This is a genomic window from Maricaulis sp. D1M11 (assembly GCF_047308265.1).
GTDB lineage: Bacteria > Pseudomonadota > Alphaproteobacteria > Caulobacterales > Maricaulaceae > Maricaulis.
Genome location: NZ_JBKQWY010000001.1, coordinates 19,244 through 43,410, shown reverse-complemented (window position 1 = coordinate 43,410; position 24,167 = coordinate 19,244). Strand labels below are relative to the sequence as shown.

Annotated in this window: 19 protein-coding genes and 1 tRNA gene; 9 read left to right on the top strand and 11 right to left on the bottom strand. The window is 56.5% G+C overall.

Annotated features, from left to right (window positions below):
- Positions 1-16: 16 nt before the first annotated feature.
- Entirely contained in the window at positions 17-586 is a 570-nt protein-coding gene (locus RMQ97_RS00200; RefSeq protein WP_413658806.1) for a molybdopterin-dependent oxidoreductase, read from the bottom strand.
- A gap of 64 nt (positions 587-650) precedes the next feature.
- Positions 651-1,559 (bottom strand): lipid II:glycine glycyltransferase FemX, encoded by a 909-nt coding sequence (locus tag RMQ97_RS00195; protein ID WP_413658805.1) that lies wholly within the window; start codon positions 1,557-1,559, stop codon positions 651-653.
- An 80-nt stretch (positions 1,560-1,639) separates the two neighbouring features.
- Between RMQ97_RS00195 and RMQ97_RS00190 the strand changes: the two genes are divergently transcribed.
- On the top strand, positions 1,640-1,825 hold the full coding sequence (locus RMQ97_RS00190; RefSeq protein WP_413658804.1) for a hypothetical protein: 186 nt from the start codon (positions 1,640-1,642) through the stop codon (positions 1,823-1,825).
- 26 nt (positions 1,826-1,851) lie between these two features.
- Here RMQ97_RS00190 and RMQ97_RS00185 read toward each other — a convergent pair whose 3' ends face one another.
- Entirely contained in the window at positions 1,852-3,012 is a 1,161-nt protein-coding gene (locus tag RMQ97_RS00185; RefSeq protein ID WP_413658803.1) for a helix-turn-helix domain-containing protein, read from the bottom strand.
- Between the two features lie 211 nt (positions 3,013-3,223).
- Between RMQ97_RS00185 and RMQ97_RS00180 the strand changes: the two genes are divergently transcribed.
- From RMQ97_RS00180 to RMQ97_RS00160, 5 genes are all read left to right on the top strand, one after another.
- The gene (locus RMQ97_RS00180) at positions 3,224-3,460 is read left to right on the top strand and encodes a hypothetical protein (RefSeq protein ID WP_413658802.1); all 237 of its coding nucleotides are present in this window, start codon (positions 3,224-3,226) and stop codon (positions 3,458-3,460) included.
- Between the two features lie 1,366 nt (positions 3,461-4,826).
- Positions 4,827-9,050 (top strand): glycosyltransferase, encoded by a 4,224-nt coding sequence (locus tag RMQ97_RS00175; RefSeq protein WP_413658801.1) that lies wholly within the window; start codon positions 4,827-4,829, stop codon positions 9,048-9,050.
- 445 nt (positions 9,051-9,495) lie between these two features.
- The gene (locus RMQ97_RS00170; protein WP_413658800.1) at positions 9,496-10,233 is read left to right on the top strand and encodes a CatB-related O-acetyltransferase; all 738 of its coding nucleotides are present in this window, start codon (positions 9,496-9,498) and stop codon (positions 10,231-10,233) included.
- Positions 10,234-10,445: 212 nt separating this feature from the next.
- Positions 10,446-11,798 (top strand): WcbI family polysaccharide biosynthesis putative acetyltransferase, encoded by a 1,353-nt coding sequence (locus RMQ97_RS00165; RefSeq protein ID WP_413658799.1) that lies wholly within the window; start codon positions 10,446-10,448, stop codon positions 11,796-11,798.
- A gap of 502 nt (positions 11,799-12,300) precedes the next feature.
- Entirely contained in the window at positions 12,301-13,338 is a 1,038-nt protein-coding gene (locus RMQ97_RS00160; RefSeq protein ID WP_413658798.1) for a hypothetical protein, read from the top strand.
- 338 nt (positions 13,339-13,676) lie between these two features.
- On the opposite strand, the gene RMQ97_RS00155 is transcribed toward RMQ97_RS00160, so the two are convergent.
- The 3 genes from RMQ97_RS00155 to RMQ97_RS00145 all read right to left on the bottom strand — a co-directional run bounded on the left by RMQ97_RS00155 (position 13,677) and on the right by RMQ97_RS00145 (position 15,312).
- A tRNA-Arg gene (locus RMQ97_RS00155) sits at positions 13,677-13,753 on the bottom strand.
- Positions 13,754-13,847: 94 nt separating this feature from the next.
- A complete protein-coding gene (locus RMQ97_RS00150) occupies positions 13,848-14,219 on the bottom strand; it encodes a hypothetical protein (protein WP_413658797.1) in 372 nt (123 codons plus the stop codon).
- Between the two features lie 100 nt (positions 14,220-14,319).
- Positions 14,320-15,312, bottom strand: a complete 993-nt coding sequence (locus RMQ97_RS00145) for an ABC transporter ATP-binding protein (protein WP_413658796.1) — start codon at positions 15,310-15,312, stop codon at positions 14,320-14,322.
- A 77-nt stretch (positions 15,313-15,389) separates the two neighbouring features.
- On the opposite strand from RMQ97_RS00145, the gene RMQ97_RS00140 reads away from it, so the two are divergent.
- Entirely contained in the window at positions 15,390-15,587 is a 198-nt protein-coding gene (locus RMQ97_RS00140) for a zinc-finger domain-containing protein (protein ID WP_413658795.1), read from the top strand.
- Between the two features lie 6 nt (positions 15,588-15,593).
- Entirely contained in the window at positions 15,594-17,111 is a 1,518-nt protein-coding gene (locus RMQ97_RS00135; protein ID WP_413658794.1) for an SLC13 family permease, read from the top strand.
- Between the two features lie 24 nt (positions 17,112-17,135).
- On the opposite strand, the gene gyrB is transcribed toward RMQ97_RS00135, so the two are convergent.
- From gyrB to RMQ97_RS00120, 3 genes are all read right to left on the bottom strand, one after another.
- Positions 17,136-19,535: a DNA topoisomerase (ATP-hydrolyzing) subunit B gene (gene gyrB, locus RMQ97_RS00130; RefSeq protein ID WP_413658793.1), complete on the bottom strand. Its 2,400-nt coding sequence runs from the start codon at positions 19,533-19,535 to the stop codon at positions 17,136-17,138.
- Between the two features lie 98 nt (positions 19,536-19,633).
- Positions 19,634-20,257 (bottom strand): LysE family translocator, encoded by a 624-nt coding sequence (locus tag RMQ97_RS00125; protein ID WP_413658792.1) that lies wholly within the window; start codon positions 20,255-20,257, stop codon positions 19,634-19,636.
- A complete protein-coding gene (locus tag RMQ97_RS00120) occupies positions 20,254-20,892 on the bottom strand; it encodes a TetR/AcrR family transcriptional regulator (RefSeq protein ID WP_413658791.1) in 639 nt (212 codons plus the stop codon). Before RMQ97_RS00120 ends, RMQ97_RS00125 begins: the two co-directional genes overlap by 4 nt.
- Before the next feature lie 87 nt (positions 20,893-20,979).
- Between RMQ97_RS00120 and RMQ97_RS00115 the strand changes: the two genes are divergently transcribed.
- Entirely contained in the window at positions 20,980-21,735 is a 756-nt protein-coding gene (locus RMQ97_RS00115) for a CPBP family intramembrane glutamic endopeptidase (RefSeq protein ID WP_413658790.1), read from the top strand.
- On the opposite strand, the gene recF is transcribed toward RMQ97_RS00115, so the two are convergent.
- Complete coding sequence (gene recF, locus RMQ97_RS00110) at positions 21,732-22,901, bottom strand: DNA replication/repair protein RecF (protein WP_413658789.1); 1,170 nt, start codon at positions 22,899-22,901, stop codon at positions 21,732-21,734. The genes RMQ97_RS00115 and recF overlap by 4 nt on opposite strands.
- The gene (gene dnaN / locus RMQ97_RS00105) at positions 22,898-24,016 is read right to left on the bottom strand and encodes a DNA polymerase III subunit beta (protein WP_413658788.1); all 1,119 of its coding nucleotides are present in this window, start codon (positions 24,014-24,016) and stop codon (positions 22,898-22,900) included. The genes recF and dnaN overlap by 4 nt, the downstream gene beginning before the upstream one ends.
- Between the last annotated feature and the right edge of the window lie 151 nt (positions 24,017-24,167).

Genomic DNA, 24,167 nt, shown 5'->3' with positions numbered 1-24,167 from the left:
CAGACGTCAGGCTTGGTCAGTTTTGCGGGGTTTCCAGCGCTTCCATGGCCAAAACGCCCCACACCCAATCATCGTCGGGCATGCCAAAAAGAGCCTCGTCCGTCTGCCGGGGCCAGACCAGCATTGCCGGTCCGAACCCGCCGAGAGGCAGAGCGCGACCATCCATTTCTACAGCTAAAACAACGTTGAACTGGCGAATGCGTTCCAGATCCACGTCACGTTGATAGCCATCGATCGCGGTGATGCGTAGCGTATTGCCACGAATATCCGCGAGCGCCAGAACGTCACTCAGCCGAGGTCCGGAGAATGTGTGAAAATCTCCGCCCTCAGGGAAATCCGCGCGGATTTCATACTGTGGCAGGGCCTCGAGCACGGGGGTGTTGAGTTGGAAGGCGACTTCGAACTCTATGCCGAGACGATCGAGAAGGGGTTCATAGACCGGATCAATCGGGCCGCGATTGACGGTTCCGGTTTCGCCATGAATGACGAGAAAGTCGGCGGCATAGCGCTGCGGGCCGGAGGCCTGATCGCATCCTGTCAAAACGAGCGGGGTAGCCAGGGCCAGAGCGGCCAGACCGAGGCGCATGATCATCTCCTGCATGTCGTCCCGAACGCTTATTTAGGCAGGTGATGCCGCCTTGCCTAGTCGATTACGTCCAGCTTCCCGAATATGTGACAACTTGGCCACCCGTCCCGATTTTGAACCGGGCGATTCCAGCGCCGGACTGAGTATTCACTCCGCCGAGATCGAGCTGTGTCACCCCGCGATCCTTCAGCGCCCCCAGGGCAGACCAGAGCAAAAGATTATGGGCACCCAGCTTGCGGCCCTCATCGCTGGACCATCCGATATGATACGTGGCCGCGCGGCCATGGATGAGGAACAGCATGGCCGCAGCCTTTTGCTTGCCCAGGTCCGCACGCAGGATCAACAGGCTGTTGCGATCACCCTTAGCTTCGACAAAGGCTGGGACCAGCTCTCCCGGTGTCGCGCGGTATCCGCGGGCCTGCCGCTGACCGTCCTCTGTCTCCAGAAGCCAGAGATACTGGGCCGGTTTGGTACCGTTGACCTGGATCTTGAGGTCTGATTTCTCAGCTGCGACCAGGCGATTGCGCCATTTGCCGTTGAACCCTTTGCGCAGGGCGTCCAGGTCTGGCTGCAAATCCAGCATCACGGTGGAGTATCCCGTTGTGACCCGAGCCAGTCCTTGTGTGCCCGTCGTTTCGGTCTCGTCAGGGCTGAACAGGGTAATCCGGGGCCAGCCCAGTCCCAGGCGGGATTTCAGGGTCCTGTACACAGCGCGCTTGTCGCCGTCCGACACATCCCCGCGCCAGACCGGACCCCGCAGGGTCAGCGCCAGGGTCAGCATACCGCCCAGCTTACGTGTTGTGATCTGGGCCAGGGCCAGCGGATTGTCAGAGGGGCCCAGTTCTGCGCGAATGATCTGTGCGCCCAGCGTCTCCATTGCGGCGCCGTAACACCAATCCTGTTGCAGGCTGACCGGCTGGTCGCCGATCAGGCTATCCCAGCGGGGGCGTGACAGGCCGGTGCGGATCTCCATGGCGGGCTCTCTTGAGAAAAAATCAGGGAATCACTTTCAGTGTGCACCGAGAATCACACCAGCCAGCCGGGGCAAAGTCCATGTTTTCCAAAAAAGCCGAGACAGTGATGGGGCATACCATTCCGGAATCGCGCCTCACTCCAATGGCGATCTGGCTGATCTTTCTCTATGCCGGCGTGCCGCTGTTGGTCGTCACCGGTCTGATGGATCTGGCGATGCAGTTCATCTTCGGGATCTGCACGGGCCTTTGGTGTTTTGTTGGATAGCCCATGGGGCCGATCCGATGTCCGGCTTACTCTTCCGGCAGGTTTTCCTGACGATATCGGGAGGGAGACATGCCGCAGATATCGCGAAAACACTTGTAGAAACTGGATCGTGAGTTGAAACCCACGCGATAGGCGATGTCCAGAATTGTATCTTCGCAGGTCAGGAGTAGCCGTTTCGCCTCCAGTATACGGTGGCGATTGATCAGCTCGAAGAAGCTGGTTCCCATGTGTTGGTTCAGGGTTTGGGAAAGGTGACCGGGTTTGGCGCCCACCGCTCGGGCCAGGTCTGGCAGGGTGATCATGGGATTGAGGTGGAGATGATCGATCCTCAGGGCTTTGTCGAGCCGTTTTGCGATTTCGGCCTGGCGGGTCTCATCCAGAGATGATCGTGAATAGGCCGGGGGCGTTTGCGGCGTAGCGAGCCGTGTCACGGTGCGCTGGGGCGAGGGCGTGTCGAGCGCAAAGACCGGGGATTGACGACCAGCCCACACCGCCAGTGTCAGGATGAGCACGAGATCCCAGGCCGAGCGAAGACTTTCTCCAACCCATTGAAAGGGTAAAAATGCCGCGATGATGGCGGTCACCGCCGCCAGTCCTCCCAGAAGCACGAGTCGGTGTAGCCAGATGAGATCGCGGGACGTGGTCGTGGCAAACAGGTCTTTGACCCGTCGATCTGTTTTTATGTACAGTCTGAAGCCCAGCACGGCATAGACCAAGACCTGTCCGAGTGTCGCGAGCCCTAGACCTTGCGCGATCCATCGTAGCGCTCCGACAGGACCAATCCCCGGATGAGGACCCGAGAAAACGGGGAGCAGAATAGAGGCCGGGATCACCCACATCAAAACGCCAAAAACCAGAGCGAGTGCGGGCAATATCAAGTGTGGCCAGTCGTTTGGCTGTACCCGGATTTCGCGATCACTTGCGATGTCTCGCAGGTAGAACCAGAACGACGGTGCGAGACTTGAGAATACGGGCAGGCCGATGCCGGTCAGGCGGGCCTCTTCGTCGGGCAGGGCGTCGCTCGCGATCTGCAGGCTGAACCATCCGGCCAGGAGCGCAAAAAAAAGGGCAAGGGCGCGATAGGCGGGTGCCTGGGACAGACGTTCAGATTGCTGGACCGCGGCCAGCAGGCAAATGCCTACCAGCATCGCGTCGAGCCAGCTTGAAGCCGTGATCTGGGGCGACATGGTGTGATCCCTGGGTGTTTGTCCTTTTCAATCGAACACAGTCTGACTTGTCCAGCCAGAGCTGCGCTTCGCCATGTCCGAGCCAAGTGGCGTGGATGCGCAGTGTCATCCTCCCCATTGGACCGGACACGGCATCATCCACCTCTCGCTAAACAGTTTGAACCGCGCGCCCCAAATCGCGTGCGCCAACAGTGGATGTGAAGGAAACAAGATGAAGCGTGTGTTGATGTGTGGTCTGACGTCATTGTCTCTTGCGACGGCAGGATGTGCGACGACCCCCTCCCAGGGATATGAGAATAATCCCTACGACAATCAGCAATCGGGAGACGGACCGGGCACCCTAGCTACGATCGGGCTTGTCGCGGGTGTCGCCCTTCTGGCTTTGTTGGTGATCGCAGGCAATGAGACGAGCGACGCGATCTCTGATGGTGATCTCGTGTTTGAGTAAGCCGGGTACCGGGGTCGGCCTTCTAGCCCCGCCAATCCAGATCAAGCCTTGCCGTGGCGGGAGCAAAGCCGGATCAAACTCATTGGTCCGGGGTGTGTGAGCCCCCTCCCGTCACGGGGCTCGGGTCGAGCGGAGCGGGAACAAAGGACTAGAGGGTGTACCTGCCGGTGCAGACTGGAAAGTTCCCAGCCTTGAGCGCATTCCATCTGAGCATCGACCCCAACACGCATCGGTTTACGGGGTTTGGGTCGGGCGGAGCGGGAACAAAGGTCTAAAAGGTGTACCTCTCAGGATTTGAACCTGAGCTTCCGCCCTAGCGGGAGGTTAAGGTGCTGAAAATTTGCGACAATAAGTGAACGGAATGGAGTCATTTGTAGCCAGAACTAGCTACGAAGCGAAGTTTCCTGCCTGTCTTCCGATAGCGCACTGCCGATAACGAGAGCTACGCGATCTATTCGACGTCAGGGTGCAGAGAAACGGCTAAGCCGCAAATGATAAAGCTTTGAGAATAAACAACACCGTCAGACGTGGAGGTCTTGCGACGACCGCGCTGTGATCTTGTGACCACAATTATTCTTTCTCCATAGCGATTGGGTTCATCAAAAATTTCGCATCTGAGCTGGCTGTTCAGTTATCGAGCATTGGTTGAAACTTCGGTGTCAAAGCAAGTGGAGAGTTGCAACGATTCCGCAAACTGTCTAGCAAATGACACAACCAGAGTGGCGGAGACCGAATGCCTATTTGTTTGGGGCCGACTGGAAAAATTTCGAAGTGTTGTCCAGTAATGGAAGCTACTTATCCGAACCCACTATTTATAGTTGTATGGTGGTCGAGCGTTTGATAAACGAAGGGTTCCGCGCGGGCCTTGTTTTTCAAAATTAGTTTTTGAATTGATTCGGGTTGCTTTGTGGGTTTCGTGGGTGAAGTAAAGTGACTGCGAAACTAAGCGATGAGCTGAACGTGTTCAGGGTGTTTTGATGATCAACGAACTTGAGAAAAAGTAAAGTTTGACGATGTTCGAGTTGGAGTGCAATTCAAAGGTGGTCTTGAATTGGATAATTGTGAGAATTTCGATTCTTGGTTCGTGAGCAGTGTTCTAATTGTGACGGAAATATAATCTGTAGCGATAGTCTAGGGCGGTTTTTATTTATATTTCTAATTTCAAGTGAGTTTTATATGATAGATTTAGTCAACTAAAAAGTAAATTGATTTAAACTGAATTAGACTAATGTTTATAAATCGCTCCATCAATAAATGGCATGTGCGACTGAATTGTTATGATATCTTTGTCATTATTTTTTCATCGTATATGTTTAGCGGTTATTTTGAGATGTTTGTGGACTTAAGTTTTCTGTAGGGGGTACAGATGAGAGTGGCGGTTTTCAGTACTTGTCCTGAGGGAATTTATTCGGGAGGTCGCTATCACGCGCTTATGATCTGCGCGGTCCTCGCGCGTCGGGGGCATGAAACCTACTTCGTGACAAACAATTATCCGGTATTTTACGAGGATCTGGCGCAGATCTGCCCTGAAAATCCCGTTAACATTGTTCAATTGGAAGACTTTAACGCCTATCCCAGCAAGCGCTTCGATGCTGTTTTCATCGCACCTCAAGCATCTTCCATTCGCAAGCTTTACACCTACGCTTTGTCTTTTGCGCGCGCGTCTGGTGCCGTGCCCATGCTCATCAACTTTGAGGCCGGCAACTGGTTCAACGAATATTCACCCGCAAAGCGCGATCTGTCCTGCTGGAGCGAATGGCACCTCATTCCGGAGATGGGCGGAACGGTCGTATCTAGCTGTCATGAGAGTGACCGCTACGCGAGGACATTCTATAAAAAGCGGCTCTCTTCCACAGGCTTTGATGTCTGGCAGCCCGCCATCAATAGCGTGGCACTGGAAGCGGCAGGGGATGTCCGCCGCGAAAAGCGCATCCTTGCCTTCGTCCGCCCGAGCGATCCGCACAAGGGTAGTGTCGACCTCTGGAAACTGTTTGACGAACGCCTACGAGGCTACACCTTCACTTTAATCATCGGCAATCCGCGCAAGTCCGAAGATTTCATTCAACTCATGCAGGAAAAAGCCGAACCATACGGTATCGACATCGAAATCCGTCAGGCCCCTGATGATGTCGAGAAATTCCGCATCATCAAAAGCGCAGAGGTTCTCATTTTTCCATCCTTCTTTGAAGGATATGGTTATCCTCCGGTCGAAGCGATGGCCTGTGACGTGAAAGTCGTCGCCTACGACCTGCCAATGACGCGCGAAAATTGTGGAGACTGGGCTCACTTCGTTCCTGTCGGGGATGTGGATGCCATGCGAGAGGCTCTTGTTTCGGCTGTTAACATGCCGAATCCGGCGTCCTCATCGAACGAACATGTCCGGTTTCTCAGTGATGTTGACCTTCGCGCTGAGGAACTTGAGAAGCTCATCCTGCGCAGCCGTGAAAACCATAGAAAAGGCATTGGTGGGCCAGACTCACGCCTCGGCATAGGTAAGTTCACCCATTTTGATATCGGTGATACTCGCATTGTTTGCGGTTCCGTAACCAGCAAAAAGCCAATCACTTCATTGGTCACAGGCACGAACTGGGAAAACTGCACCAAGGTTACGGTTCGCGGTTATCAAGATGAAACCCTCGTCCACGCTGTTTATTTTGTAGGAAACAAGTCGGAATTCGATGCCGAAGAGGTAGCAGATAACGACCTGATCGGAACAATAGACGGAGGACAGGGTTTTATTGCGGAAAATGTGGATCTCGATATCCACCCCACAAGACTGAAATCTGTTGATGAGGGTCACTATGAAGTCTCATCCGCCTGTGTCCTGGGTGCGTTCACCGAAATTCGTGGTTGGTTCGAACCGCTCAAGACCTATGACGAAGTCGTTGTTCTATTGCCGAACGGACAGGTTTTCGATGCCGTGATTGGCCTGCCGAATCCGGATCTTGAACACTTCGCCGAGCGCGGGTTGATTACACCTTGCGGATTCTCGGCGCTCGTTCCATCCATCTTGTTTGAGGCCGGTTTTGAGCTGCACTTGGTCGCGCTCCGCAATGGTGTGCCGCACAGTATATCCGAGGCGGTCTATGTTTCTCCGTCGAACACGCAAACACACGAATCCGCTGTTCTCGGCAGTAGTTCGCCGTCTCATGCTGATGGTTCCGCAAAATCAAACCAACCGCTCCGCATTCAGCTTTCTGATTGCCCTCAGAACAGCAAGGTTCGCGTTGTTCGTGGCTGGATCAGGAACTCCAGCGACATTGTTAACATTGGCATCCGCAAATCGTGCGGCGATGAATCAAGTCCAACGCAGATTCTTACAACGGTGAACGAGTTGCGGCCGGACATCATCAGCAAGTTTGACCTGCCCACCACGCACAATCAGGGTTTTACACTTTTCATCGCTCGTAAGGACGAAGTGGGCAATAAGGTCGACTATATTATAGACAATGACGTTGTTGACACGGGTCACCGCAATTCGGACACGGTCGACAATGTTCGCATAAAACCGGTTGAAACTTTCAGTCAGACTCCCAACTGGCTAGCTGGATCTGGCAAGACAGCTGTTATCGTCGCTTCTCCACCGAAATTTTCCATCTCCAAAATCGTCTATGCGGTCGGTAGAAAAGAGCTGACGATTAAAGGTCTGGTCCACACGTCCACTAATATAAAAGTTGAGTTTATTTCAAACCGTAATCGCAAGATGCTTGGTGGCGCTAAGACGGGACTACCAAGTGAAAAATTATATGCGAAAACTGGCGATTCTTCTTTAAAAAAAGCCGGGTTTGAATTTAAACACATAGTTGATGCTGAAGATATAAATAGTCTTAGCCTGCGCATCATACAGAATGATGCCGCTATTCTTCTAAAACCGATCGATGTTCCTGATCTTGTAGATGTAAAGCATTTCCGATTCACCGATATTGATTTCGATCCGTCCACGAAACTTCTCTGGATTCGCGGCGTTTTTAATGCAGCTGGACTCGAACTCGAAGAAATCAACATCTTCAAGAATGGTGAGTTTCTGTGCCAGGCCGTGTCTGGCGTTAAACAGAAGGTCGAGGATAACCCGCTCGCCGGATGGCGTGTGGAAACTTTCATTTCGGGCACATTATTGCCGGGCACCGAGCTTCTTGCCGAAGCCAAAATCGTTGGCGGCATGACGGCTCGGGCCCGTATGGCCGTACCTGAGCGGGAAACAACAGAAGAACCTGGCACTGCGTCTGCACTTGCAGAATACGGTCCGAATGGTCTTCGCGACCATCTTATGCATCTGCCTCTGGAAGGCGAGCCAAACAAACCGCGCATCTTTCTCTGCGTTCACAATCTTGATGCTGTCGACCGCCCGGAAAAACGTGTTTTCGTCGAGAATTTAAAGGATGCGCTCGAAGCAAACGGCGCCGAACTCATCCTGTTCCACCATAGTCGAAACTCATCAGGAACCTCAGCCAAAGAAATCAACTTCTTCGACCCTGAGCTCCGCGGTCTGATAGATGGCAAATATGGTCGCGTCGACGACTTCCTTCCGGAAATTTACTCCGCGGAAGACCCTGAATCTGATGAAGTTGTTAAGTACAATCAAAAGCATGCTTACGGTTTCAAGAATTCTATCAACCGTTCGGCACCGGACTGGAACAAAACGACCGAAGACGTGTTTGACGAGGCGCGTGTCGTTGACTTCTTTTTGCGAAACTCCAAACCGACACTCATATTGGTCTGGCACCAGTGGAATACGCTGATGGACCTCATACGGAAAGGCGCTGAGCGGATTGGGGTGACGTCTGCTGTCACCCACGAAGGCATGCTTCCGCACACACTCACATTTGACCCGCAAGGCATGATGGCCGAAGCGAGCTGTGTTGGTAAAATCAAAACACGTCTTCCGGTGGCCATTCGGGCCAAAGCCGAAGCGATGATCGACGGAATCCGCGATGCCCGTATAGACCGCAAGCCGGCCTCTCAGGTAAATGCGATAGAAGGCTTTCTTGCAAATCGCCGGTATCCGGGCCGTCCGCTGGTCTTCTATGCAGGGATTAACGACTGGCACTCCGGCATTTTACCTCGCGACGCTAAGGCGGAGATCCACTCACCTTTCTATCGCGACACACGCGAGGCCTTGTTTGAGCTTCTAGACCTGGCTGAAGAGCTGGATTTTGAGGTTCTCTTCAAACCTCATCCCAACCTTCATCCCGGGAATTTCAACTTTGAACACCCGCGTCTGATGACTATCCGGGAATCGAATACAATCGACATCATCATGGCAGCTGACCTGATCGTCACCCTGCTCTCGTCAATTTCCTATATCGGCCGTTGCCATAACAAGCCGATTGTCCAGATGGGCCGAAATACGCTCAGTGGAACGGGAGCGGTCTTTGAGCTTCAATCCCGGGATGAGTTACGTGATGTTCTGGAAGCGGCCTTAATAAATGTTTCGGATGAAGAGCGCCGCGTACGTTTCGTCAATCATGTCGGTACACTCATTCAGAAGTATCTCTATCCATATGGTGAAGAGCATCCTCAGCTCGCCTTGTCATATGAGGATCTCGCAAGTGACATTCTTGAGTTAGCCGGTACAGCATCGAAAACCTGATTGTCTTAAAATTCCAGCCGGTGTTTTGTGCGTTTGCTTGACCAAAAGGGACAAAGAAAACAGTGGCTCAAGAACGTGTTGTCCACAGCGGGACAGGCAAAACTGGTCCGAAAGGTATCCAGAATGCGTGTATACGTCGGCGCCGAGAGCATTCAGAAACAGGTTTTCGTTACCCAAAATGCTTTGGGCAGATTAGTCACGAGGCCGCTGCGGTTGCCCTCACAGATTTTCGTCCGGGGTTTTCACCTATCAAGGCACTTTCGGTCAAAACCCCGGAAGACCTGCCCGCCTTCCGTGCGGACCGACGCAAGCAATTTGGACAGACGCGCAGAAAAATTGTTATGGGCACAAGTTAGTATTGTGTCGTTGACTTGTTGGCCTCGGTAATTCGACTAATTTTCTTTGAAATTCGTAGGTTGAAACTATAGCACATTATAGGTGAGACATGGCGGTCATTCAGCTCGACGCTAAACGCAAGGATAAACTGAGTGAACTGGGGCTACGATTTCCTGCCGCAAGCAGTGGTTTGGCGCTCCATCCAAAAACGCTCATCGAAGCACCTGTATTCTGCGTTGCGGGGCTTCACTCCAGCACCGAAATCAAGATTGGCGGCTATGCGCTCATAAATGGTGGCAGCCTCGCTCATTTCAGCATGGGTCGCTATTGCTCTTTAGCAAACAATATCGCAGTTGGCTTCGCCGAGCACCCAATCGACCGCTTGACCTCTTCAACTGCCAGCTTCTCTCACGACTTCCAGGGCTGGCGAACATATTCTGAGAGCATTGGTCGCACGACTGAGATGCAGATTGCCCCGTTTAACGATCGTCCGATCACCAAGATCGGTAATGATGTCTGGATTGGTCAGGGGGCATTTTTGAAGTCGGGCGTCACAATTGGCGACGGCGCCATTATCGCGGCTCATGCGGCGGTGGTTAAAGACGTTCCACCTTATGCGATCGTTGGCGGCGTACCTGCAAAGATTATTCGATACCGTTTCCCGCGCGAGATCATTGATCGCCTGCTGGCGCTGAAATGGTGGGATTACTGCCTCTTCGAATTCGGAGGAGTGAACATAGAAAAGATCGAACAATCTGTTTCTTGGCTCGAAAAGAACATCAACAATTTCGAGAAACTCGAACCAAAGTACTATTCCGTTGATGATTTGATTGCGCTGGTAGAATAAAAACCTTCACCGTCTGAACTTTATGACGATTCAGATGGGCTCCATCTTCTCTTGTGGCGGTGTCTAAGCGCCACGTTGTCCGGGTGGAGTTCGGCTGTATGGGAACAATCTGGACTCCAGAGTTAGGGTCAGCCCCGCTTGACGGCGGTGTAATGGGTGTAGCGGGTGACGCGGTTGCGATGGGCGCTCCGGTTTACGGCAGAAAGTGACACATGCAGATCGTTATTATCGGCAATAGTCAGGGCGAATTTCTCAAGCGGCGGCTAGAGGCGGCGCTTGGCTTCAATAGCTCGCACAAGATAAGCTGGATTGCTTCTGTCTATCTTAATTCACCGGCTTCGAAATCCGCCATTGCCTCGGCTGATGTCATCGCAGCAGAAGTCGCCGAACCCCGGGTGCCTCCTGTCGAAGAGGCGATTGAAGGCGCAGCGAGGCTTGTTCGCTTTCCCCGTATACATCTTCACTTTCTTTGGCCATTAAGTGGCAAAGCTCATCCATTTAACAGATCCGAGCCGGGATACCCCAGCGGCGCCTATCCTAAAGAACTTGGCGATGTCTGGATTAATGCGAAGTTAGAAGCGCAGGACCTTCCGGAACCCATTTTCGATGAGTTTGTCGCCCTGGATCTCGCCTCGCTGTTCGACCTCACCCACCTCAGGTACATGGACGAGCTTCATACGCGCAAGCTCGAAGAACTGACGGGTATGCCCGGGCTGTGGGATTTTATCGAAGCAAGGTATCGCTCCGAACGGCTGTTTCATTCGCCGAGGCACCCATCGAATGCTGTTCTCAGCTTCATTGCGGACCAACTGTTTGGCAAGATCTTCCCGGAACTCACACCGCGCCCCGTACCGCTGACGATCGAGCATTACCGCAGCAAACAAGCGCCGGTTCATCCAAGCATCATTCGACATTTTGACCTTGATTGGGTCGATGAACACACGCGCTATCGTTTCCATGATGAGGGCGATTTCACCTTCATGGAGTGGGTGAATCGATACATAAGATACAAACGTTCAGGGGAGGTAGCGGAGGCGCTATCACAAGCTAAAGCCGCGCAATTCAGCGAAAAGTTTCTTCCCGAACTTCATTTGTTGGCCGACAAGTATCCGCGTTCCTATGAGCTTCGGACGGCAGTCGGCGAAGCTTTGTTCAGAGCCAAAGACTTTATGGGGGCTGAGTACATGGCCCGTCAGGCTATAAAGATCTCCGACGCTCATCCGGAGCCGTTTCATTTGTTGTCCAAGTCTTCAAGATTGCTGGAGGATATACCGTCCGCGATCAAAGCGAGTCAGAGCGCCTATGAGCTCAATAACTCGCACTTTCCATCAGCCTTTTGGCTCAGCGAAATGGCGAAATCTATTAACGATCTGCAGATGTCTGAAACCTTCGCTAAAGTCGCAACAGGGCTTCGCCCGGATCACGGGAGGAGTTGGTTGAATCTGGCGGATGCCGCCTCCGCCCTCGGGCACATTGACGAAGCGAAGGCAGCTTATGTTGAGGCGCGTCATCTTCTGCCTCAGGAGCGCAGAATAGTCAGACGTCTGGATGCGCTGAATTCATGATTTTCTTGCCAGGGCTGTACTTCTTTCGCTTTAGCCGTGGATCCAGTCCATACAAGTTGAATCTTGGAGCGGTCTTATTCAAACCGCCCCTGGGAGCGTCTACCGGCTTTACGGAGTAACAGCTCGCAGTCCCGGTTCCTGTGTTCTGGGTGTGACAAAACGGTTGACCCTGTCCTCTAGATTTCGGCCGATGGATGGGGGTGTTGGTCTGTGCTCGCAAAAGTGGTGAGGGTTTGAGCTAGCTCTGGCTCCAATCGAGGGGCGAAAGAATGGTCCGAAATCGATACAACGCTGAGGGGGCACTTAGCACCTTCGGATCAAGCGGGTCTGTTCGAGATTTTACGGGGTATATCGGGCTGACTTTGAGCTAAGCTGCGCAGGTGCCAGCATACAATCTTAGCAAGCGGTTCACCGGGACGGTTCCAATCAATGCGCCTCACATTTTTCTCAATTACGAGAGGCTTATTGGGCCCAAGTGCAGTAAGTAGAGGGAAGTTATTCGATGGTGGAAGCACGTCAGCTGAAAGAGAAAATTGACAGCATTCTGTACAACTATGAAGGCGGCATATTGCGCGTGGCTTTCAAACCCGAAGCCGCGATGGATGATCGTATCCTGACCTTGCAGGCAGATGGAATGTGTATTGCAGCCCGCGCCGAGCCCTGGGGTGGGAATGCCATGGCGGTCTTCTTTCGCGAGGTGTTTCTAACCGATCTTAGCCAGTTGTGCTGTCTGGTTGATATCAAGCCGTCCGCGGTGGACGTGTTTGAATTCAGACCCTCGGATTGTGACTTGAAGTATGTGCCGCGGTCGTCGCCTCCAGAAGGAAAGTCCTATCTTCTGGCTAGCTTTCCCCGGAGTGGAAGTAATTTTCTGCAGAATGTCGTGCGTCAATCGCTGACTGATATGCGGTGTGCTTCAATTTATGCAGGCGGGCGCCTCTCTGACCGCGATGCCTTTCTGAAGTCACACAACTTGAATGATGCGGGTGTCGGTCATGAGTTGAAGGAGTTGTGGGCGAGTAAGTCGAGATTTGCGGCAAGAATAGTGCTGGTACGGGACCCGAGGGATATGTTTCTGTCCGGCTATGATTATGTCTGTAATCGACTTGGCCAGACGGTTCCGCCGGACCAGTTTCTGGCGACCGACTATTTCCTGGGATTTTTCGATGCGGAACGTGGACGGATCGCCCGGTATAAACGTTTTAAGACGGTGAACATAATACAGGCTTATCGGCAATGGCTGCGATACTGGATGGGACAGCAGGTCGCAAACGGTCAGGGGAGGCTCGTTCGATTTGAAGATTTGGTTCTGACCTCCGGTGATGGGTTTAAGACCGTGTTTGATGCGCTCGACCGTTCCATGCCCGAAGAGCTCAAAGGCATTGAGAGCTTACAGTCGCAATACGGAAGTTCAGAGCGACCGCGCGGTCAGGCGGGGGGATGGCGGACTGCGCCCGACAAGTACGCCCCGATCATTGAGGCCGTGAACACCAGGTTGCGCAGCGAGATTGATGCGCTCGGTTATTCCATAGAGGTTTAAAAAGTGACGGTGACGACGGGCGGTGACCGCAGACGTGCCTGAAAGGCGTCGAATTCGACAGGCCAGTTCAGCGGGCAAGGGAAGGTTATGGTTGTCTTTGCGGGCCAGACGATTTGATCGATTGGCGCAAGCTCGGTCATGGATCGCGATGATTTGTTCGTCGGAAAATCTGCGCTTGCGCATCGTCTGTCTCCGTTCTTACAGAGTCTCATGTCAAATGCGGGACAAAATGGGGCTCAGGCCACCCACAGCCTTGAGCGCGTTCCATGTGAGCATCGACCCCGACACCGAAAGCGGCGACAAACTTGGGTCGAGCGGAGCTGGAACAATGAAAGAGATGGCGCACCTATCAGGATTCGAACCTGAGACCTCTGCCTTCGGAGGGCAGCGCTCTATCCAGCTGAGCTATAGGTGCAAAGAGAAAGCGCTGAATACCTGATGCGGGGCGCGAGCGCAATCATCCATGCAGACCTTGCGCAGGCGCCACGCGGTACAGTCAGATCGATGGCTCAGGCCATCGCCCCGTCATCCATATCGCTATCGATATCGCCGCTGGACCGGCGTCCACCGAGATCCTCCGGATCAGCGTCTTCATCGCGACGACGTTGTTTCTGGCGCTGGCCTTCGGCAACCATGCCCACTCCCCAGTCCTTGTCCATGCCATCGACCCCGCGATTGCGGAACCGGGCCAGCGGGCCCGGTGTGGCCAGCCAGCTGTAGACTATGAGCGACGCGACCGCGCTGGCCGCGATCAGGCCGAGGGCAAAACCGGCGCCCTGCGTGCCCTGAGGCTGGATGAATATGCCGAAGAACCAGGACAGAAAGCCAAACAAGGACGCCGCTATGACGATGGCGAATAGTTTGCGAAATGCTCGGAACATTTTGAACTCCCCCTGGTTTTTCCTATTCCTCCCCGGAATTCACCCATAAGGGGAAATCATGCCGAAAGCACGGGGAGAATAAGGCCCTTTGGCGGCGTGGCTAACGATCCTGTGTGGGAGGCTGAACGTCGGGATTATTGTAGGTGAGCGCGAGGAAGACATCTTCCAGATTAGGCTCTTCCGTTCGCAGGTCATCGATGCGGGAGCCGGACGCTCGGAAACGTTCAATCATCTCTGCCACCGAGGCCTCGCCCTTGCGATAGGTGATCGCCAGACCGCCATCTTCCCGCAAGCTGGCGTCAAATCCCGAGAGGCCTTCAGGAATGGCTGACAGGGCCTCGACCGGCTGAATGACCAAAGTCTTTCGATCCATGCGCTGCAGGAGTTTCTCTTTGGGCTCGCAGGCCACCACTTCGCCCTGGTTGATAATGGCGATCTGGTCGCACAATTCCTGCGCTTCCTCGAGATAGTGTGTGGTGAGAACAATCGTGGTGCCACGCGCATGCAGTTCGCGGACATAGTCCCACAATTGGCGCCGCAGCTCGATATCCACGCCGGCTGTGGGCTCGTCGAGGACCAGAACGGGGGGATTATGCACCATGGCCTTGGCGACAAGCAGGCGCCGTTTCATTCCGCCGGAGAGCTGACGCACATAGGCATTGCGCTTGTCGGCCAGTCCGACCGCGTCCAGCAATTCATCGGTCCGGCGTTCCGCCTGGGGCACGCCATAAAAGCCCGCCATCAGTTCGAGAATTTCATACGGCGTGAAAAACACGTCCATATTGATTTCCTGCGGAACGACCCCGATTGCGGCGCGCGCGCGGCGGCTTTGCGTGGTGATATCCAGCCCCCAGGTGCGAGCCTCGCCCTCGGTTTTCTTCACCAGACCCGCGAAGATATTGATGAAGGTCGATTTTCCCGCACCATTGGGACCAAGTAGCCCGAAGATCGAGCCGCGCGGAATCTGCAGATCGACGCCTTTGAGGGCCTCTTTTGCTGTCCCGGACCCGGCGGTTCCGTAGATCTTGCGAAGCCCGCGGGCTTCCAGGGCGTAATCAGGCAGGGATTTTGAGGCAGAAGAGACAGAAGACATGTCGACCCGCAATTGACGGAAATCATTGTTCCGCCATAACTAGGCATCCAATACCGGTCTGTCTATGAGGGCTGTCCATGGCTGACGCACAGAAATCCACTTCGCCGTCCGAAATCATCGTGACTCCCGATCACCGCGTGGCCTGTGATGGCGGTGGTGGCGCGCTGGGTCATCCCCGGGTCTTTCTCGAAATGGGCCAGGATGATTTTGTGGTCTGCCCCTATTGCGATCGTCGCTATGTGCGGGCCGGATCGTCTCAAGACCCGAACGCCTGACGCAGGATGTCGGGCCTGCTTACCGCCAAACGGATCGGACTTGTCACCGGCCTCGTTCTGGCGGTCGGCCTGCAACTCATTCCTCGCCCCGATACGCTGTCGCCTGAAGCCTGGCTCCTGGCCTCGCTCGGACTGTTAATGGCCAGCTGGTGGGCAACGGAAGCGATTCCGATTGCGGCGACGGCCCTGATCCCCATCGCCGCGTTTCCGCTTCTGGGCATTACATCAACCGGTGCAGCGACAAGTCCCTATGCCAGCCCGATAGTGATGCTGCTGCTGGGTGGATTTATTGTCGCCCTGGCGATCGAGAAGTGGAATCTGCATTCACGCATTGCCCTCAATATCGTGCTGCGTTTCGGCGGACGCCCGGGCATGCTGGTGGCCGGTTTCATGCTGGCCTCGGCCCTGTTGTCGATGTGGATCTCCAATACAGCGACGACGCTGATGATGATCCCGATTGCGATGAAAGTCGCCGAGGAGGTGCGCCGTGAGGGGGGCGGGTCGGCCCAGTTTGCCACAGCCCTGGCGCTGGGTGTGGCCTATGCCGCCTCGATCGGGGGTATGGCGACGCCCGTGGGTACACCCACCAATCTCATCGGGATTGGTTATCTTGAACGGGAATTTTCCCGCGATATGAGTTTTGCCGACTGGATGGCCATGGGCCTTCCTGCGGTATTGCTGGTCATTCCCGCGGGCTGGTTTGTACTGACCCGCATGGCGTTCAAACTGGGTGACAGTGCTGACAGTCAGGGCGCTCGCGACCTGGTGCGTGACGAGCTGAAAGCGCTGGGCCCGATGACCTCGCCCGAGATCCGCGTGGCGCTGTTGTTTGGTACGGTGGCCGTGTTGTGGATGGGGCGTATTCTTCCGGGCGAACTGATTGGCCAGCCCGGGAGCGAGTTTGGCTGGAACCCGCTATTGGCGTGGGTGTCCGATCGGGCCGGCTTTCCTGTGACCCTGTCCCTTGGCAATACCCAGATTGCTGTTCTGGGCGCCGTCATGGCCTTCCTGGTCCCGGCGGGTGGAGTGTCGGGCAAGGGGCAGGCCTTGATGGACTGGCCGGGTGTTTCGCGCCTGCCCTGGAATGTGATCATTCTGTTCGGAGGCGGTTTGTCTCTGGCTGCCGCCCTGACCGCGACGGGGCTCGCAGGATGGCTGGGCGGTCAACTCAGCTTTGTGGCGGATCTTCCCGAACCGGTCCTGATCCTGGTGCTGGTGGGTGTCGTCGTCTTTTTGACGGAGCTGACATCCAATGTCGCGACCACGTCCGCCTTCCTGCCAGTGCTGGGCGCCTTGGCGGCCGGGGCGGGGCTTCCGCCTGAACGCTTGATCGTTCCCGTGGCACTGGCGGCAAGCTGTGCCTTCATGCTGCCGGTGGCAACGGCGCCCAATGCCATCGTCTACGCCTCAGGCGCCGCCACGCAGGCTCAGATGATCAAGGCGGGCTTCCGCCTCAATGTCCTGGCGATTGCCCTGATCGCAGCGGCCGCCTCGGCTCTGGGGCCGATCATCTTCTCGAACTAAGCTGTTTTCGGACCAAGGAGACGCCTAGACGTCTACCTCGGCGTCCAGCGCGTTCTCCGTAATGAAGTCGCGACGAGGTTCCACAACATCGCCCATCAGTTTGGAGAATAGCTCATCCGCTGTGTCAGCGTGGGTCACAGAGACCTGCAACAGTGAGCGCACATTCGGGTCCAGCGTGGTTTCCCAGAGCTGATCCGGGTTCATCTCGCCTAGTCCCTTATAGCGCTGGATATTCATGCCCTTGGCGCCGGATTTCATGATCGCATCGACCAGTTGGGACGGCTGGTGGATGTCCACAGTTCCGGTTTTTGCGGACAGAAGGGCCAGTCCGGCATAGTCTTCGGCCAGTGTTCCAGCGCGTTCATGCAGGCGTCGGGCATCCGTGGTATCGCGCAAATGGGAATCAAGCACGACGGTCTCGGTCACGCCGCGGACATCACGGGCGAAGACCAGGCTGTCGCCATCGCCTCGTGTGCCCGTCCAGCCGTCTTCGCCTTCATCCGCCAGTCGGTTGAGACGGTCGGTCGTAGCGGCGATGGACGCATCGCTCGGCTCGGTGACAAGCGCACCGCTCAATGCTGCGGCCTCGATGGCAAAACCGGGCGCGCGAGCGGACAGGCGCTGGACTGCCAGTTTGACGGCGCGGGCCGCATTAACACGGTCCGCCAGATCGGCGCCGGTCACCACTTCGCCCGATGTGAGGGTCAGGCTGGCTTCGCGCGAGCCTTCCTCGACGAGATAGGCATCCATCTCAGCCTGGTCCTTCACATAACGTTCGGACCGGTTTTTGGCGATCTTGTAGAGGGGCGGCTGGGCAATATAGAGATGGCCGCGCTCAACCAGCTCTGGCATTTGCCGATAGAAGAAGGTCAGCAACAGAGTTCGGATATGAGCGCCGTCGACATCGGCATCGGTCATGATGATGACCTTGTGGTATCGCAGCTTGTCATAGTCGATCTGGTCGCGCCCGATACCGGTGCCCAGCGCGGTGATCAAAGTGCCAACCTGTTCAGAGGACAGCATTTTGTCGAACCGCGCCCGTTCTACATTCAGGATCTTGCCGCGCAAGGGCAGAACAGCCTGGTTCTCTCGATGTCGACCCTGCTTGGCCGAGCCGCCGGCTGAATCACCCTCAACGATGAAGAGTTCGGACTTGGCCGGATCCTTCTCCTGGCAGTCTGCCAGCTTGCCCGGGAGCGAGGTGATATCAAGCGCGGATTTGCGTCGTGTCAGTTCACGGGCCTTGCGCGCGGCTTCACGTGCGGTTGCGGCCTCGATGATCTTGGACACAATCGCCTTGGCTTCATTGGGGTGTTCTTCAAACCATTCCGCGAGAGCTTCGCCCACCACGCCCTCGACGGCGGGCCGGACCTCGGACGACACAAGCTTGTCCTTGGTCTGCGAGGAGAATTTCGGATCTGGCACCTTGGCAGATAGCACGCAGGTCAGACCTTCACGAGCATCATCACCGGAGATGGCGACTTTGGCCTTGGCCGCCAGGCCGGAGGAATTGGCGTAGCTGTTGATGATCCGTGTCAGCGCAGCGCGGAAACCGGCGAGGTGGGTACCCCCATCGCGCTGGGGAATGTTGTTGGTGAAGCAGAGGACGTTTTCGTGATAGCTGTCATTCCACTCCAGCGCCGCTTCAACCGACACGCCTTCGCGCTCGCCCTGGATCAGGACGGGCGGAGTGAACAGCGGGGTTTTCGAGCGGTCGAGATGGCTGACAAAAGCGGCCACACCACCTTCATAGACCATGACTTCGTCAAACGGTTCGGCATCACGCTCATCGCGCAGACGGATTTGCACGCCCGAATTGAGGAAGGCCAGTTCGCGCAGGCGATGCAGCAAGGTGTCGCGCGAAAACTCGATCATCGAGAAGGTGTCGGTTGACGGCATGAAACGGACTTCCGTACCGGTTTCACCGTCTTGAGCCGGTCCGACCATTTTGAGATCGTCTTCAGCGTCACCCCGACGGAAGCGCATATGGTGTTTCTGGCCACCGCGCCAGATGGTCAGGTCCATCCAGTCTGACAGGGCGTTCACCACAGACACGCCCACGCCATGCAAACCGCCCGAGACTTTGTAGGAATTCTGGTCGAACTTCCCGCCGGCATGCAGCTGGGTCATGATCACCTGGGCCGCAGACACACCTTCTTCCGGGTGAATCTCGGTGGGGATGCCGCGCCCATCATCACGCACGCTCGCCGAGCCATCGCTGTGAAGGCAGACGAGAACTTCGGTACAGTGTCCAGCCAGGGCTTCGTCGATCGCGTTGTCGACGACCTCATAGACCATGTGGTGCAGGCCGGAACCGTCATCGGTGTCGCCGATATACATGCCGGGACGTTTGCGCACGGCATCGAGACCCTTGAGGACCTTGATGCTGTCCGCGCCATACTCGTGATTCGGTGATTCGCTCATGACATTTTTTTACAGCACAGCTGTCGCCGTGGCCATACGCGCGCGCACGCGTGCGCGTGAGTCCGGCATGGTGCTCTATCGACGTCCCGGCAGAGCGTTCAGCGCGTGAGCAGGATGATGGCAATTCCGCTCATCACCAGCCCTGTGACAAGATCTGTTCCGCGGCGTGCCAGCGGTGTTGTCAGAAACTGCCGGGCGTAGTGAGCCCCTCCGATATAGGCGCCCGCTGTCGGTATGGCGAGAAGCGCCATCAAGCCGATCATGGCCAGGAAGGTGAGGGGGGTGATCGCGTCCAACGGCACAAATGCCGGGACAAGTGTCAGATAGAAGACGATGGGTTTGGGATTGGAGAGTGGCATGGCGATCCCCGCGAGATAGGTCGCGGCCCAGGACCGTCGGGACCCGGTGGGAAAGACCGGTTTGGGGCGACTGCCCTTCCAGGCTGACCAGAACGCGGTTCCCGCGAGGTAGAACAGATACCCTGCCCCCAGAAGTTTCGCGATCAGCCAGAATCCGCCCAGCTGGGTTGCGACAGCCGACAGCCCTGTGACGGCGAGGGTAAACCAGAAGATATCGCCGGTCAGAATGCCCACCCCATAGACGGCCGCATGCCAGGGGCCTGTGTCGAGCGTGCGTGCAATCATCGCCGCAATGCCCGGGCCCGGAAGAGCAAACAGTACAAGCAGGGCGCCGGCAAACTGGAGGTAATCAAACAGCGTCATGGGTCGGGCGTCGTCAGATAGCCATAGGCGAAGAGTGTGAGCGCTTCGAGGAAGGCTGTGTCTTCCATCGTCATCTGGGCTGCGACACCGCTCTGACCGAAGATTGCGCGTTCATTGAGGGCGGTGTTGAAGAAATAGGCGAGCATTTCTCCGGCTTCGTTTGGGTCGCGCTTGACCTCCTCGGGAAAGGCCCGGGCCAGTGATACAAAGCTCGCCTGGCCCACCGCCAAGAGATCATCCCATTCCTTGCCCACCAGGTCCGGACGGAGACGCGCATACAACAGGGTTTCGCGCGCCAGATGTTGTTGTGCGATCAGAAATGACCAGCTGGTGGTCGTGATTGTGTGAAGGGCCGGTTTCAACCCTTGCTCCGGATCTATCTCCAGACCGCCCGCGTCCCCGTAACTCTCGTTCAGGCGGTCTCGAAACAGTTCGAACAGGACGGGAATGAAGGCGTCCTTGTTTTCGAAACGCCGATAGACGGTGCCCACTGCCAGACCGGCCTCCTGCGCGATGTCGGCCACGCTGATCGCATCAAACCGTTTGCTCTGCAGGCAGGTTTCGAGAGCGGCGACCAGCTTGTCGCGCGTTTCACGCGAGCGTGTTTGCAGGGCAGGGCGCTGACCTTGACTCATTCCCAAATCATGTCCATATGTGAATGCGAATTCGCATTCGCGTTATTGATATCCATCAGAGATGATCACAGGACAGGATGAAACCCAATGCCCGATCTCATCGAGTTTCTTTTAGCTGAATGGCCGCTCGTTCTGGGAATGGCCGCTATCGCAGTTTTCTTCCTGGTAAGTTGGTGGCGCGAACCGGCCCTGCGTCGGTGTATTGAGGCCGAGGACCCGCGCGCCAAGCTTGATGCCTACGCCTCATTGATGATCCACCTTTGGAGCCTTGCCGGTCTTGTGGTTGGTGCATGGTTTGTGTCCGGGCGTGATCTTGTGAGCCTTGGACTATCTGCTCCGGCCTTGACCGTGTGGGGATGGGGCAGCTGGCTGGTTGCGGGCCTCTGTGCGGCTTATCTCCTCTACACGATCGCCCAGACGGCTCTGTCGTCCACAACGAGAGATACGCTTCGCAAGCAGTTTGAGGAGTCGGGAGACTACGCCTTGATCCAGCCGAAGCACGGGCGTGAATACCGGCGTTTCTATGGTGTGGCGGTCACAGCGGGTGTGACGGAAGAAATCATCTTCCGGGGTTTTCTGATTGGAGCGCTCGCCCTGATCCTGCCGGTTTGGGCAGCTGCCGGTCTGGCTGTAATGGTCTTTGTGATCGGACATTCCTACCAGGGTGTGAGCGGCATGGTGCGCATCCTGCCCATCAGTCTTTTGCTTACAGGGCTTTTCCTGGCGTCGGGTTCCCTCTGGCCGGGGATAGCACTGCATATCCTGGTCGACCTGACGGGAGGGGCGATTTTCCATCTCACCGGAGCGTCCCCCAGTAGCACAGACTCGGAAGCGGCAGCCTAGACCCGGTGCGCTGCACCATCCTTGACCTCAAAAAACTGGGCCTGGGTGTCAAAGGCGTCGAAGAGGCTCTTTTCGACCCCGGTCAGCCAGGCCTGGCTTCCGGTAGCAAGAATATCCTCGGCCAGGCCTTCGCGACGTTTGGTGTCGAGATGGGCACAGGCTTCGTCCAGCAGGAGCAGGGGGACAAGCCCGATCTGCCCGCGCAAGACCCGGGCCTGGGCCAGAGCAAGGGTCAGCAGGAGGGCTTTTTGCTCTCCGGTTGAGCAGTCGGCCGCAGCCTGTTGTTTGATTCGGTGGCGCGCGATCAGATCGGTGCGATGGGGACCGCGTGTCAGAGTGCGCCCGGATGCTGCATCGCGCACACGACCAGCTTCCAGCGCCTGGGCAAACCGGTCTTCGGCCTCCGCGGCGCTGAGCCCGTCCGCCAGGTCCGCCTCTACGGCGCCGTCGAGGCCCAGATCCGCTGCGGGGAAATGTCCGTCTGGCCGCAGATCGATTTCTGCTTGCAAGCGGGATAGGGCGTCGAGACGGGCGGCCGCCATCGCCACACCATGACCGGCCATGTCGGTTTCCAGTGCACGGATCCACGTTGGATCCGGATGGCCCTCGTCTAGCAGGCGCTGGCGTCGCACCCGGATTTTCTCATAGGCTGAGGCGGCTTCCCCATGGGCTGGATCGGCAGCGTAGACTAGGCGATCGAAAAACTTCAGTCGGTCTGCTCGGGGGCCTGCAAACAGTCGATCATGATGCGGGGTGAGGGCGATCAGGGGCACAAGGCGGGCTAGCGCGGTCTGCGGCGCTGGATCCCCGTCAATACGCGTCTCGCGGCGCGCCGAACCCTGGGCGCCCACACCGATGGCGTGGCGACCGGAGAAACTGTCGATTTCGGCATACACGGCCCATTGGGGCGCAGTACCGACCTCCGAGCGTCGGGCGATGGCGTCGGCTCCGCTGGATCGCATGCCCCGGCCGGGCGAGAGAAAAGACACCGCTTCGATGAGATTGGTCTTACCGGCTCCGTTCTCCCCAAAAAACGCCACAGGCCTGATGTCGAGTTCCAGGTCCAGATGGGCGTAGGAGCGATACTGACTCAGGCGTAAAACGCGGACCGCCGCAGGCGGAACCTGCGGCGGTAAGGGTTCAGGTGTCGTGTCAGACGGGCTCACACGCGCAGCGGCATCAGCACATAAAGGCTGTCAGCATCGCCACTGTCAGTGACCAGGGCCGGAGACGCGCTGTCGGCAAAGTGGAAGCGGGCCTCATCGCCTTCAATCTGCGATGCGACATCCAGCATGTACCGGGCGTTGAAACCGATCGCGAAGCCTTCATCGCTGTAGGAGACGGCGAGTTCTTCCTCGGCCTGACCGCTTTCCGGATTGTTGACGGTAAGGGTCAGGGTGTCGGTGGCCAGTGCGAGTTTGACCGAGCGGGACTTCTCCACCGAGATCGTGGCGACACGATCCACAGCTTCGGCGAAACGCTTGTTCTCAACTGACATGGTGCGGGTATTGCCGCGTGGAATGACACGCTCATAGTCGGGGAAGGAGCCGTCGATCAGCTTGGACGTCAAGACAGCCTGTCCGAGACGGAAGCGGATCTTGCCTTCGGACACAGAGACCTCGATCTGTTCGTCTGCATCCTCGATCAGGCGGCGGACCTCCTGGACGGTTTTGCGCGGGATGATAACACCCGGCATGCCGTCGGCACCTGGGGGAAGGTCCATTTCGCTCAGCGCCAGCCGGACACCATCTGTCGCGACGGCGCGCAAGGTCTTGCGACCATCGGTGTCTGCGGCATGCAGGTGAATGCCGTTGAGGTAGAAGCGGGTTTCCTCTGTCGAGATCGCAAAACGCGTCTTGTCGATCAGGCGTGCCAGCTCAGAGGCCTCAAGCGAGAAGCGGTGTTCAAGATCCTCGGTCGGCATGACCGGGAAATCCCCCGGCGGCAGGGAGGGCAGGGAGAAGTTGGACCGGCCGGCGCTCAGGGTGAGGCGCGGATCGCCGCCATTGATCTCCAGGGTTACATCCGCACCGTCGGGCAGTTTGCGGCAGATCTCATAGAGGGTATGGGCCGGGGCGGTGACCAGGCCTTCGCCCTCGCAGGTGGCGTCGGTGGTCTCGAGAATCTCGATGTCCAGATCCGTGGCGGCGAAACTTGCCCCCTCGGCGCTTGCAGAGATCAACACGTTGGACAGGATCGGAATAGTGTTGCGGCGTTCCACAACGGCCTGCACGTGTCCGAGGGCTTTCAACAGTGTGGCGCGCTCGAGAGTAAGCTTCATGTCTCGCGTTCCGCTATCAGCGTCATCAGGATGGTCCAGTGACAGGAAATGTCACGGGCAAATCAGTCAGGATTGCAGAGGATACCCGAAAATGCGCGATCGCAAGAAATTTATCCAGCACATTTACGAGGACGCCGCCTGACCGGGGTCG